The 14,093-nt window shown below is 39.2% G+C and carries 13 protein-coding genes; all 13 read right to left on the reverse strand.

The genetic code is table 11. The features are described from left to right. Positions 1-652: 652 nt before the first annotated feature. On the reverse strand, positions 653-1,516 hold the full coding sequence (locus tag H8796_RS19955) for an NAD-dependent epimerase/dehydratase family protein (RefSeq protein ID WP_117937209.1): 864 nt from the start codon (positions 1,514-1,516) through the stop codon (positions 653-655). 8 nt (positions 1,517-1,524) lie between these two features. Continuing rightward, the gene (locus H8796_RS19960; RefSeq protein WP_117937207.1) at positions 1,525-2,670 is read right to left on the reverse strand and encodes a biotin carboxylase; all 1,146 of its coding nucleotides are present in this window, start codon (positions 2,668-2,670) and stop codon (positions 1,525-1,527) included. After that, complete coding sequence (locus H8796_RS19965; RefSeq protein ID WP_117937224.1) at positions 2,663-3,268, reverse strand: sugar transferase; 606 nt, start codon at positions 3,266-3,268, stop codon at positions 2,663-2,665. The genes H8796_RS19960 and H8796_RS19965 overlap by 8 nt, the downstream gene beginning before the upstream one ends. Positions 3,269-3,634: 366 nt before the next feature. Continuing rightward, complete coding sequence (locus H8796_RS19970) at positions 3,635-4,792, reverse strand: glycosyltransferase (RefSeq protein ID WP_117937206.1); 1,158 nt, start codon at positions 4,790-4,792, stop codon at positions 3,635-3,637. A 5-nt stretch (positions 4,793-4,797) separates the two neighbouring features. Next, positions 4,798-5,784 (reverse strand): glycosyltransferase family A protein, encoded by a 987-nt coding sequence (locus H8796_RS19975; protein WP_117937204.1) that lies wholly within the window; start codon positions 5,782-5,784, stop codon positions 4,798-4,800. Further along, positions 5,781-6,491 (reverse strand): DapH/DapD/GlmU-related protein, encoded by a 711-nt coding sequence (locus H8796_RS19980; protein ID WP_117937202.1) that lies wholly within the window; start codon positions 6,489-6,491, stop codon positions 5,781-5,783. Before H8796_RS19980 ends, H8796_RS19975 begins: the two co-directional genes overlap by 4 nt. A 3-nt stretch (positions 6,492-6,494) precedes the next feature. Then, positions 6,495-7,310: a glycosyltransferase family 2 protein gene (locus H8796_RS19985; RefSeq protein ID WP_117937200.1), complete on the reverse strand. Its 816-nt coding sequence runs from the start codon at positions 7,308-7,310 to the stop codon at positions 6,495-6,497. Next, positions 7,300-7,992: a CatB-related O-acetyltransferase gene (locus H8796_RS25560; RefSeq protein ID WP_117937198.1), complete on the reverse strand. Its 693-nt coding sequence runs from the start codon at positions 7,990-7,992 to the stop codon at positions 7,300-7,302. The genes H8796_RS19985 and H8796_RS25560 overlap by 11 nt, the downstream gene beginning before the upstream one ends. Before the next feature lie 11 nt (positions 7,993-8,003). Then, a complete protein-coding gene (locus tag H8796_RS19995; protein WP_117937196.1) occupies positions 8,004-9,143 on the reverse strand; it encodes a glycosyltransferase in 1,140 nt (379 codons plus the stop codon). A 10-nt stretch (positions 9,144-9,153) separates the two neighbouring features. Beyond that, positions 9,154-10,227 carry a polysaccharide pyruvyl transferase family protein gene (locus H8796_RS20000; RefSeq protein WP_117937195.1) on the reverse strand — a complete coding sequence of 358 codons (1,074 nt, stop codon included), beginning with the start codon at positions 10,225-10,227 and terminating at the stop codon, positions 9,154-9,156. Then, positions 10,224-11,189, reverse strand: a complete 966-nt coding sequence (locus H8796_RS20005; RefSeq protein ID WP_117937193.1) for a capsular polysaccharide synthesis protein — start codon at positions 11,187-11,189, stop codon at positions 10,224-10,226. The genes H8796_RS20000 and H8796_RS20005 overlap by 4 nt, the downstream gene beginning before the upstream one ends. Next, a complete protein-coding gene (locus H8796_RS20010; RefSeq protein WP_117937191.1) occupies positions 11,186-12,715 on the reverse strand; it encodes an oligosaccharide flippase family protein in 1,530 nt (509 codons plus the stop codon). The genes H8796_RS20005 and H8796_RS20010 overlap by 4 nt, the downstream gene beginning before the upstream one ends. Then, positions 12,705-13,946: an O-antigen ligase gene (locus tag H8796_RS20015; protein WP_158577287.1), complete on the reverse strand. Its 1,242-nt coding sequence runs from the start codon at positions 13,944-13,946 to the stop codon at positions 12,705-12,707. Before H8796_RS20015 ends, H8796_RS20010 begins: the two co-directional genes overlap by 11 nt. Positions 13,947-14,093: the final 147 nt, after the last annotated feature.

Here is a 14,093-nt window from a genome sequence, read left to right on the forward strand (position 1 = left end):
ATCGACTTTATACAATAGCAACCAGTAGCTGCCATTTATGGGGGAAGGAGATATACAAGTTCATCCGTATTCTTTATCCGACGGAAGACGTCGCACAGATACTGTTGTAGATTGAGTTTATGATTGCAGATGTTGACAAACACCGATTACAGGCAGGCAAAACACCTTTCCACTTCCGGGTCCCAGTAACGCCTCTTTATCTCCCTACCCTCGTAGAAAAGCATGTCTACGATCCAGATAATCCTCCCTGCACCATTCGATACCTGCCTAAGTTTATACAACGACCTTCGCATGTGGAGCAGACAGACCACACGGACAATCAGCTCGCACACGTCATAGCACTTATACAGTGATACCCCATCAGGATAAAGGTATATCTTGCGCGTCACATCCTCAAGGCATTTCTGCTCCGCCTCCCTAGTGCAGCGACCACGGTTATGGAAGACGAACTGGGGAAACCTACGTAACGGAGAGTAGTGGCAGAATATACAGCGCTTGAAGTAGTGCTCTTTCGGCTCCACATCCTCACCAATCTCAATGATGTATCAGGCAGAGAATCCGGTTTCAGGATTATCACATCCCTACAGGATTCGGAATTCACCGCCTCACAGTCCGCATCCTCGGTCTGCTGCTCCCCATGACGATACATTCTTTATTTATCATTTTCTGTTTGTTCAACAGAATCTCTGAAACTAACCACACAATATTGATAATTAAAGTAGTCCGAGAGTTTCTGGGTGTAGTTGTCGTTTCCCAATCCTCTGCGAATCTTTCGCGTCATCTTCACGGCAATCCAGATGATAGGATTGAATATAGAAGGAGTGTGTAATACCCTGCCGTGAGCCATTGCTATTGCTTGAATCAAGTCACAAGTCGAGACCAACTCTTTATTCTGCGGAGTCAACACACCATCAAGCTCTGTGTCAATCACCATGCGGATGAATTCGCAGAGGTTGTCGATATAAATCATGCTCTTCTTGTTCGGATAATTTGGAAAGAATGGAACTTTCAACGCAAGCTTTACTACGGTGTTATAATTGCCTTTACAACCTTTACCATAAACAAACGGAGGACGGACATAAGACACTTTGAACGTTTTATCTTCAAGTTCTCGCAATCCCAAGTCACCTTGATACTTGCTATCGCCATAGAAACTGGTTGGTTTCTCACAGTCACGACTCTTCAGGTCATCACAGAAATCACCGTAAACATTCATCGAACTGAAGTGAATAAAGTGCTTCACACCATGTTCCTTCGCCCATTTGCCGAGAGTAATCGGCAGGTCGCAGTTGATGGCATAGAACTTCGGACGCATCTCTTCGGTTATATTGTTGATGTGAGCCAAACCTGCCAGATTCACTACAGTCTCGTACTGGCTGAAATCCGCTTCTGTCTTCCAGCGACCATCTCTTGAAGACACAATACCAGTCTTATACTCCGTAGAAAAGATGTCGAGCCAAGCCTTTATCTTGATTCCAATATAGCTATCGTCGCCGATTATCAGAACTCTTCTCATTTTGAAAACTACTTAAATTGCTCCCAATTTTTTATCACCGCATCCCATGGGGCACGATCTTCTTTATCATAAATATACACGCACTTTGCATCCTTGAAGTCGCGTAGCCATTCTGCCAAGCTCACCATTCCACCATCAACTCGCTTGCCAAAGTCAATCACTTCGCTCATTGAGGTGAACGGCTCAAACTCTTTCCTGTCAGCAGGGGCGATGTAGCCATTCTCCATGCCTTTCACCCAGAGATAGTCTAGCGGCATTCCAGCAAACTTACAGGTCGGATTCCAGGCCGAAGCACGGAAGTTGGTTTCCATAAAATAGTACGTTCCGTCCTTATCTATCAGGAACTCCACCTCAAATATTCCTTCATAGCCAATCTCCTCAAACATCGCTTGCAACTTCTCCTCCATCTCCTTATCCTCGAACATACACACATCATGGTAAGGCGAATAGTAACCCTGAATCAGATACTTCCATTTCATCTGGGTGATAATCTGTATATCCTTTCCATGATTAATTGTATATCCTTCCAAAGCCATCTCATTTTGCTTGTCCACAAAGTGTTGAATCATAATCAACGGACTTGCTATTTGCTTGATGGCATCCTTCAACTCCTGTTCGTTCCAGCAAACAAAAACGTCGTTCTTCCAGTTGCCTGAGTTTGGCGAAATATCCTTCGTGATAATTGGATACCACAGACCTTCCGGCAACGGGTCTTCCTTGCTAATCACGTAACTATCCAGCACATTAAATCCATGCTTCTTTGCCAACTGCTGAATCTCGTACTTATCCATGAACTCATTGATGCGACCAGCTCGGCCGGCATTGTAAGTAATGAACTTGTCCTTCCACTCGTCGTAATGCAAGTCAAAGTATCCCACCGATTTGTCATCTGAGAACACAATGTACGGTTTTTTGCCCGTCTCGACAGCCACATTGCCATACGTGTTCATCAGCAATTCATATCCCTCCTCTACCAAGCCAACACGGTGAAGTTTTGAGATATACTTACTGAGGCAAGCCGTCTCGTAACGACGTTTCACCGAAATATACACTGGATTGATACCATTCTCACCGAAGGCACGAATCATATTCAGCGGATTGTAATGCTCCAAGGCAAATACAATGCATAGATGTCCATTATAACTGTTATTCATTGTTCTTCTTGTATTTACTTTCGTCTTTATAAACACCGTCACCTGTCAAGACCACTTTGATTATACCAAAGAAAATCTTGACATCGAGCCACAGGCTCTGCTGCTCTACATAGTCAGCATCAAACTCCATCTGCAAATCACGCTCTGCAGCACGGTCATACACATCGATGGTGCAGAACATGCCAGGAGCCACATCATATCGCTTGAGGAAGCGAGCATCATCCTTGTATGGCTCAAACTCAAAATCCAAAATTGGTCTCGGTCCGATTATCGCCATCTGTCCAATAATGACGTTGAACATCTGTGGCAATTCATCAAGACTTGTCCTCCGAAGGACAGCACCGACCCTAGTAATTCTGCTATCACTAGCCGAAGTTGCCACACCTCCCTTTTCAAAAGCGTGATTACACATTGTTCTAAACTTGCAAATCCTGAACTCCTTCATTCCCTTGCCAAGACGTTCTTGACGGAACAACACAGGACCAGGACTATCCATTTTGATAGCAATAGCAATAATCAACATCGGCAACCCACACACTGCCAAACCTAAGATTGATAGCGTGATACCGATAAGTGGTTTAAAAAAGCTTCTATACATGAGCATAATTTTAATTCTTGATTCGAACTTATCAACTTTTAGCCATTTTTTAACCGTTCTTCCTATTCCAACCGATAACACTCAAATTAGAGCATCCACCTTTGGAAAGACACTTAGAGTGCCCTAAACTGAGTATAGTTAAATAATTCGATTGAATTTAACATTGGCTTGTAGCCAAAAGATGTTATCAGAAACCATATTAGCATAATTCGTTAGCGTCTAAAAATGACATATAGTCTTTTAGAAAGCCGTTTTTGACGTTTTTCGTTAAAGTATGTCATAATCAAATTTGTTTTTTAATTTATTAATGCCGATGCCGTTAATGGCGTCAGTTTTGGACGCTTACCTTTATTCGACTAACTACAATTATTTACGTAAATGAACAGTCAGACGATTTCTATCTTCCAAGAAAAACTTTTTGACGTACTCCGAATCAAAGTTATTCTTCACTTTTGCATATACATTCTCGGACAACTGCTTATACTCATCTTTGCCAAGTGCGTATGCCATAAGCATTGCTGCATATAATGAATCAGCAGATTTGACATCACAGACAAAGCCTGTTTTTCTATCTTCTATTAAATCAATCATCCCATTGATGCGAGTTACAATAGATGGTATACCAAGGGCTCCGGCCTCAAGGATTGTATTTGGAAATCCCTCACGATAACTTGGAATAACAAAATAATCTGCAGAAGCATGATACTTCTCCGGATTGCTAACACCACCTGTGAATACAACATTGTTCATGGAACGTGCCTTTGCCAACAACGACTGGTTCAACGAATCTATTTCGTCAGGGGCTCCCACCACAAACAAGAACGTATCGCTCTTGTCTAACCGCATGAAAGCTTCCAGAAGTTCGTTCACTCCCTTCTGAGGAACTATTCTACCAACAAAGCAAAAGACCTTTGTGCTCTCGCCAATGCCATACTGTGTATGTATCTCTTTTCGCCATTCCGCCTTCTTCTCTATATTGAACCGTGACATGTTCACTCCCTGAGCACTACCTTTACCCAGCACATTTCCTTTCCAATCAGGGAAAAGTCCTTCTCTGATTGCCAACTTTTGATTGAGCAGACTGTCAGGTTGCACATTAGTAGAAAGCATACAAGTGAACCTCTCCAAGAATTTAAAGAACTTGTGCTTCCATCCTACATAATCAGGATAAGGCATGCCCCACTGACAGAATATACGAACTGGAGTTCTAGCTAAGAAACCTGCCATGGCTGCATAAAGGCTAGCATTTGATGACGCGTACTGTATTACATCAAAGCGTTCCCTTCTAAATATTTTAAATAGTCTATATGTGCATTTCAGAACCTCGATGGGATTGACGGCCCCACGATTCATCTCTACTGGGATGTATGTCAGGGGAGCTATCTTGTTATCGCTAAAATCGTCACACGGCTGACAGATGATATAACCATTATAGCCATAGTCTGATACATATGTCAGCATCGGCACCATAATCTTAGCCGTGCCAGGTCGTGTGGTAATTCCGCAAATTTTAATCGTCTTCATATCTATTAGTTCTTCATTCGTTTAATGCGCAACTGTAACAATTTTGCTGTCACTCTTAGCCCAAAGAGTTTCTTTGCTATTGCCACCTTCTTTACTTTAGGATCTTTGGTATAGTTCAACAGATAGCTGTACTGCTTTAGATATTGATACTTATTCTCTGCAAGCTCTCTATCAAGATAGTCCAGATAACCAAGGATTATACTATATTCGTAGGCAAGGAAAGAGTAAAGACAAAACTTTGCTTCTTGCGTAATCTTTCGAAATTCAATCTTAGCAATCTCTGTCTCTAAAATATCTATCAAACTATCTATGTTGCGTTGTCCTATGTTGTGTGTAATTGAGCCAGCGACTCCTTGCCTGTAGGCATATACATATTCGTTGACGAAAAGGCTACTCTGCGAAGCTTCCAGTAGATTGATAAACCATGGTATATCTTCCGAAAGCTGGCCTCTCTTGAAATTCACTTTGTTCTCAATCAATACGTGCTTTTTTATCATCTTAGTACAAGCACTCATCACAATTGAACTTGTCTTAGTCAGCAGGCAAATTGTTTCGCTGTTGCTGTGTGGCTTTGCCAGTTCATCAACGTACTTCGCCCACGGCTTGCACGTATTACTGTCTGAATAATAGTAGCTGCAATTGAAGCCAATAAAGTCAACCTCTGGAAACTCCTTTGCTTTTGCAACTAGATGCTCCAGATTGTCTTTACCCAGCCAAAAATCATCACCATCCACAAACACGACATACTCACCTGTTGCATATTCCAATCCATAGTTTCTGGCATCCGACAGTCCGCCATTCAGCTTGTGTAGTGCTTTTACGCGACTGTCTTTCTTTGCCCATTCGTCACACTTGGCCGGACAGTTGTCTGGTGAGCCGTCATCAACAAGCATCACTTCTATATCAGAGTACGTCTGGCACAGTATGCTTTCTACACATTGATCAATGTATTGCTCAACTTTGTAAATAGGAATTATAAAAGAAACCTTCATTCTATACCTGCTGCTTTCAAAAAATCTTCAAAATCTTTATACTTAGCTTTATGACTATTCTTGTAATGTTCATAAGCTGGTCCCAATTGAAATTTTATTATTTCTGCTAATTCGGGATAAACCTCAATTTTGTCACCATCAATAAACAGGACAAATTCTTCTCTAAAGTCCGTAAGGACAGGCCTCCTGTCAAATCGTTCCTGAATACTCTTGGCATAAGCCATCGCTTCGCTTATACACTTATTCTTTCGCTTCTCATAGTATTCATCTAATCCGATTATGGGTTTACATGGAACTCCGCCAGCAATACAGTTTGAAGGTACATCCTTTGTCACAATACTACCAGCAGCAATGAATACATTATCTCCTATAGTCACACCTTTTAGAACCGTACAATTAATACCAAACCTGACATTATCACCTATAATTACATGTCCAGATGATGGTATGAAATCCTTATATAAGTTCCGAAAGATGCCAGAAACAAAATCATGAGTTACTAATGTGAAATTCCTATTGATTGCCACATTATTCCCAATTCTTATCAAGGAAGGTCGAGTTACATCAATATTAATCGTTGTTGTATTATATACAACCAAATTATCTCCAATCTCAATTCCCTTGTTCTTTAACCATTTTATATATGCTTTCGCACCTAAATGTTTGGCTATCTCACGATATGCGACCTCGTATATTTTTGACAGCATAATTTATCCTTTATTTGATATTTTATATTTGCGCAAGGTTCTATGAATTTGATTTTTAAAGGCTATTAAATACCATCGATAGAGGTGTAGATATACAACAAGAGTATTATTGTACTTCTTTTTAAAAGAAAGCAAACGGTCTTTGCTTTCTTTTTTTAATGACAATGTTCCAGAAACTCCTCCGTCTGTCATATTGGTTACGACAGCGCTAAAACCATAAAAATCTATTCCTGCCTTATAAGCGCGGTTGAACCAGTCTATGTCGGCACTAATCTGGAAACGATCATCATAATAGCCTACCTTCTCATAAATACTTTTCGGAACAATTGTGGCTGGATGAGTCAGTCCCATACTATCATGTCGGTAGGCTCTTGCCAAGTCTTCAGATGATATAGTTTTGGAAACGAACAACAATGTACCATCAACAGAGATATAGTTCATTCTGCCAATAAGGATTGTATTCTTAGCCTGCTGTGTGTTTTGTTGTTGGTCAACTTCCCATATCTTTGTCAAAGCGTCTGGCTCCATATAGTCGTCGCTATTCACTATCCATACATATTTGCCTGAAGCCCATTTGCATCCTTTATTAAATGCATCATATATACCCTTGTCCGGCTCGGACCTCCATTTCATGTGTCCGTTAAACAATGGTTCATATTTTTGTATAATACTAAGAGTAGTATCTTTTGATACACCATCAACAATCAAATATTCATAATCTGTAAATTGTTGACTAAGGACAGATTTTATAGTTCGTTCAATAGTTTTCTCACTATTATAACAAACAGTAACAATCGTTATAAACGGATTAATGCTCATTACAATGTTTTATATTACAATAAACTTCAATATCTTTGAATTCTTGAGAATGTTCTTTTATCCATCTGATCGGTTTGTCCCACCATGGATTAGAAAGTAGCTTTTCAATTTGTTGCTCGTTAAATCTATACTTAATGACTTTCGCAGGAACGCCACCTACTATTGCATATGGTGGCACATCTTTTGTCACAACCGCTCCCGCTGCTATAATAGCCCCATGTCCGATAGTAACGCCCCCCAATATAGTTGCACGAGATCCAATCCATACATCATTTCCGACAATGACTCCATAACTGTCAACTGTCAAATACTCTTCAAAGCAGTTCTTGTCAACAAATGAATCGAGGCATTGTTTAGCGGTGCTAAAAAATACTGGAGACGTGGACACGAAAGTGTGAGATGGATGTGTAGCTAAAAGAACTTTTACCGACTCTCCGATGCTACAGAACGCACCAATCCTGCAATGCTCTAATTTACAGCCTTCCTGTATGTAGGTAAAAGAACCTACCTCACTGTCCTTGATGTTTGTGTTGCGGTGAATCCAGACATTTGTGCCAAGCTTTGTAGCAGGATTGAACAGTACACCCGATGACAGGCGAACATTATTATGCTTGTAGGCTATTCGTTTGATTTGTCGCCAACAACCTACAAGGAATCTGCGGAATATATTGTCTGTTGTCATGATGTTGAGTGTCAAAACCTGTTACATAACTCCTTCAAGAAGTTCTTGAGACCATACTTACGAATAACAGAGAGACCTGACTCCAACGATGCTGTGTAAAGGTATGTTACACCACTGACTCCATATTTCTGCTCCGTACAGTCAGTATCGTACAAGAATATCTCTTCCCCCTCAACTCTGTCTATAACTCCCATCTCGACTGGCCTGTAGGTCAAGGCAAAGGATTTTACCTTTGGCAGTTTTACTTTTTGCGAAGTAAGCCAGAAACGTCTTTTCTGTCTGTTCCCTTTAGTGCCATTAATATCTACGCAACATTCTTCCTCTGAAAGGCCAAGAGATTTATATATGGCTTTATTCTCAAAGAAACCATCATAGCACACAGCTTCTTCGGCTGAGTCTGGAAAGGAGAAGTCGGTTTTCTTTCCTTGTTGGAGTGTTGTCTGGAAAATATAACTGACATCTTCAGAAGAGTGTTCGCCCTGTTCTGTATAATTGGTTGTCAATGAAACATAAGGATGGAGGAAATATTTGTCGGTCTCGATGCAGTACCGGGTGTGATATTTCAACCACGATTTACTCCAACAGCAGATAATTTCTGGTAGATGTGGTTCAGACGTGAACTCCTGATGTTCAAGATACCACGCATGAAACTCGTTCCACTGAGGTTTCATCCACACTTCTCCCCACGACATGGCACAATTCATAAAGTAGCCATCATATTCGTTCTTTACTGGGATGAATGAAGTACGAGTGAGATAGTTACAGCTAAAACTGTATAAGCTTATCCCGCACACTTCTTTACTATCCATATACTTGTCGGATGCTTGTCGGGTATAGGTATAGAAGCATGGCGATACGACAAGATCGTCTTCAAGAATAATCAATGTATCAAATTTTTCAAACCACTCTCCTAAACTCATCATATGATTGCGCAGGCCCAAGTTCTTCTCATGCTTTCGGACAATCCTTTCGCCGTGTGGCCAATGATAGTCATCAGCGAACTTCTCGACAGCATCTGTTTTGCTCTTGTCTATACTAATAATCAGCGTTGGTCTTTCGTCACCATATTCCGCATTTTCCAAAGACTTTAGCAATCGAGTCAATGAGTCTATCCTGTTGTATGTGACAGCTATTATAGCTATTTTGTTCATTGCAGTTCTATTATATCGATTTCAAATACCTCAATGTCCTGTTTCTCAAATTTTGCAATCTCAGGTCAACCGCGACATAGTCAATGGAATCTGTGATTACAGGTATTGGAGAATATGGTGCAAGAAACCGGTTGGATAGGCCACAGTTATCTAAAAGAGTTTTTGCTCTCGCAGCATTTACCTTAAAAGACACATAAAATTCTTTATGAAAGATGATTGAAAATGCCAGTCCATGAAACGAGGAAGAAAGAACATATTCAGCGTTTCTAATGAGGTTCACGAAATCATCTGGACCTACAGTTTGCACATCAGAATGATTAGTGATACATTTAGAGTTCCCATCAATATATTTTACATCCAGCCCCTTAGACTGCGCAAATTGCTGAATGACAGTATAATCAAAACATCCATTCAGTGCATATACAAGTAAATATTTTCTGCCATCGAATTTTTGCAGCTTTATTATTTTATTCCAATCATTGATGGTCAGAAGGAGAGTCGGATCGAGTGTAAGATAAACGTCCTTGAAGCCCAGTTTCTCAACATATTCCTTCAAATCGCCCTCGCGAACAGACATTTGAGAGAAATGTCCTATATAGTCTTTCAAAAGTGCATCATCTTCTGAATTGTGAGGAAGAATTCCCATGCTTGCAGAAAAAGCCACGTGTCTTGATGCCTTGAATTGATTACACGCGAAATAAACAGGATTATACTTATTCAGACCAGGCTGCTTTCTCCATATTTGGTCACTACCATAAACTATAACATCAAAACATTCACAGACAGGCTTTGATTGAGGTGATATATATCTGTTTATGAATGAAGTGAAAACTTTTCTTCTTTCACAGTTAGCTTTAAAGTTAACAATGGAGTTCCGCAAATAGAATATCGAATCTTTGACTGTAGGCATTGTAAAAAAACGATGAAACGAAAATATGGAATATTGCTCTTGGTGATATTTCGGCCAATAATCAACAAAATAAGGAGTGTGTCCTAAACTTGACAAAATGTATGACGTTGCCAAAGCTTGTAGGCACCCTCCAAAATTGTAAGGTTTATGGAACGTAACTATGCCCACTTTCATAATTTATACTTATCGATTAATTCCCCATGGAAAGTTGTCTTTCCATAAACCTCATTTTGGTATACAACTTTCTGGGTCAGTTTAAAAGCTCCGGTATCACTCGTCATCTCTGCCCATTTATTTGCGTCAAACGGATTGTTCATTGCCAGATATAAATCATAGAGATGTGAATTATTATAATGAATATTGTCGATTACTTGCTTTATGCGAGGTACAGTATCGTAGCCAATTTTAATAATAAAATTCTGGATGAAATAGTCAATTGTTCCTATGTGCTCTTTATAATATGCACACATTCCATCAAAAGCAAACTTGGTAACGATATTACCTTTCTTACCGTACATGAAGAAACCACTCCACATACATCCTGAAACAACTTGCCCAATCATATACTCTTTGTACACATGATCAAGTTTAATAGACCAAAACTCGGCATTGGTGTTTATAAACTGATAGAAGTTTTTGCATGTCCATACCGAGGAATCTATCCACAAACCACCCTGAAAGTACAAAAGAGCTTCGCGCAGGATGTCGGAGAACTGTGTAATAGTAAGATAACCACAATTCAATCTCTCCAATACATGCTCTGGTATCGTGACATAATCTTTATAGTTGTCCTGAGTTATCAAGTGAATCTTGTAACCCTGCGGAATATTTTCATTCAAGCTCTTGAAACATTTCTTGCATAGCTCCGGCATATTGTTGTAACCTTGCCACCAACAAACCCAGATATTTTTACTGTCATCTTCTAAACAAATGTTATTATTTGAATTGTATTGATCTATCTGGTCTGACAAGAAGTTCTCAAGATATTCATACACAATATTGATATACTTATCTCTATCCTTCTGCCAATTTCTCCACATTTGCTTATAGTAGAAATGCCTCAAACTAAAAAAAAGCCCGAAATCTTTAATTGCCAAACGCAGTTTCTTAAACTCATCTATACAATAATCAATCATAAGTTATATATTTTTTGTTTTATCTTGCTTTTTACCGTCTGCCTTTCTGCTTTCGTCATTCCCAACAGCCAAACAGACACACACATCATCAGGCAGGAAATGAAGAAACAAATAATCATATTACTCAACGAGTCTTCTGTCACAATGTGATACAGCAATGGGAGTGATGCCGCAAAAAGTGTCACTAAAACCGATGGAATAAAGATGCCTCTTACGACATCAATCATTTTTATATTGACCAACGCGCAGGACATTTCTATTCTAACCAGAGCTGCTATGAAACCAATAACTACATGCACTACAAATACTGAATATGCATCAAATCCTAACTTCAGAAAAATGTAGGATACTGGCAAGATTAATATAAGCAGTCCGCTGACTATTATCTGATACCTCTTTATGTTGCCTGTAGCTTGTATTGCCTTGCCGAAAGGGTTTGATACAGCATCGTACATTGTGGTTAGGAGTATCAAACGCATAAACAACGTAGTACACTCCGGTACTTCTACCAGCCATAACGAAAGGAGATAATCCGCCTCTATCATAATAGGTAATGACATGAAAAGAAGTAGAAAGTAAGAGTACTTGGAACTTGTAAACATCAGTTTACGCAAATAATCTACATCTCCCTTTGCATACGACTTTATAATTTGCGGGTCGATGGCAAGTTGGAAATTTCCGACAAACTGTGTTACAACTCCTTGAATTTGAACAGCAATTCCTCTTGCGGCATTCACAGATGGTGCAAAAAACATTCCTAACAAGACATTCAGTCCCTGAGTAAAGCCAATGTTGGCAAAACCTCCGAACATAGCCCAGCCTGTGAAACTATATATACTCCTTACTTTCGCCCATCTGATCTTCCAAACAACCGTTGTTTCTTTGAATTTGTATTTGCAATACAGATAATAAAGCAGTGGGATTGTTATCTGTACGATAGCAATTAACCCTGCGTAAACAATAAGTTTATCATAAGTTATTATATAAATAATATATGATATAGCAAGCTTTGAAAAGACCTCATATATGGAAATATAGGCAAACGCCTCCATCTTTTCGTGAGCTATAATAAGAGCGTTGTATGGGAAGCTTATAAAACTTACTACAAATGCAATAACTGAAAATTGGAATACTATCTGCGCTGCTCCTATTCGCTCGGCAGGTATTGCCAGCTTGTTGTTAACGAACCAACTACCAAAACTTTCAGCTAGGATAACCACTAGCACTGCAAGTGCAATGTAAATAATGACACAAGTGGAGAATGTTGACTTTAGCTCTTTAGTGTCGTTATTTCCCAAGTCGAAAGTAATAAAACGCTGTGTTGCTGAAACAAGACCAGCTCGTAGCACAGAGAACATAGCAACAAACCCTCCAACTACATTGTATATGCCAAAGTCTTCAACCCCTAACGAATCGAGAATTACTCTTGATGTATATAGACCTACAATAAGAGTAATAAACATCCGCACATAAAGCAGAATGGTATTTTTGGCTATTCGTTTATTGCTGGCTGAGTTATCTGACATAAGCCTTTAATTCTTTTGCATTCGTCCTAAGCAAAGCTGTATTATATCCAAGATATATAAAAAAGGACGGGAAAAGAATATAGGAATATGAAAACTGCAGGGAGACGATACCCAAGCATAACATCATAAAACTGAACATCTTGGTCTCCCCCCCATGTTGTAGACTTTTCAGAAACCGGAACGCTAAAATGCATAATATAAGTCCACCTCCAATTATACCAAAAGAAACCAAGAGTTCCAATTCAAGATTATGAGTATAACCACCTGTAGGTGTGAATAATCTATCGCTACCAAAGCCATATCCCAATAAAGTATTATCATTTCTAATAGCGTCCCATACATTCCCGTAAAACTCATCTCTATATGACGATTCTGACAAATTTGTCATTTGGTCCTCCAATATACTCCGGAAGACTCGGGTACTGAAACCAAACTGTTCCGCATAAAACGACAGGAAAAACATAATCGGAGTTAAAAAATAATAGAATAAAAAACAAAATATTATAACTATTAATTTTTTAAACACATTCTTTTTCTTGTGTGTGTTAAAGACAATCAGATATATGAGTATATAGAATGCTAAAACTATAATTGGTCCACGTGCTCCCATTGACAACAGCAAGAATGTACCTATTATGAACATTACCAAATCGCAGATATCGCGTCTCTTAATTGCATTATGGAAAAGGAAGAAAAGCGAGAATAGAAAACCGTAAGCCGTTTCCATCTGCTCTCCTAACGTATCGTCGAATGACTCTCCCATTTCTACAAAACCAAGCAAAAGACACGCTTGCCAGAATATCTGTGCCCAAAATCCAATTCTTGCAACTAGTAATAGAACATCCTTATCTCTATCATAAGACATGCATAAACCAACGAAAAAAAACGGCACGACATTCAAAAGAAACTTTTGGGCATTTTCTTCTACAAAATTTAACGAACTTGGATAAAGTGCAGGAGATAAGAGGAAGAATGTAACAAGAAAGAGATAAAACAATATATCCTTAACCGTTATTGACCTCTTTGCAATGTTACTTGCCATCAAAAAACCAATTACATATAAAGTAGGAGTAATTATGATTGTATATTCTCCCAAACCCGCTATGATGAAAAACGGAGAAATGAGTTTATATGACAATGGTACAAGAGCAGCAAAGAATATGAAGAACAAACCTTTCTGATCTTTAGATAAATTTGTAAATTGCTTGAAAATATTAAGTGATCCAATCATAAGTCTCATTCAAGTATATAGAGTGCAATTTCATTTGCACACCTCTTATAGCTTTGTGGAAGCAGGTGGCATCCATCCTTGGTTAACTTTCGTAACATCAAATTACCATCATAATGCAAAAAACGCGTCTATGTAAACAATGTTTCA

The organism is Bacteroides sp. M10 (assembly GCF_014334015.1).
Taxonomy (GTDB): Bacteria; Bacteroidota; Bacteroidia; order Bacteroidales; family Bacteroidaceae; genus Bacteroides; species Bacteroides intestinigallinarum.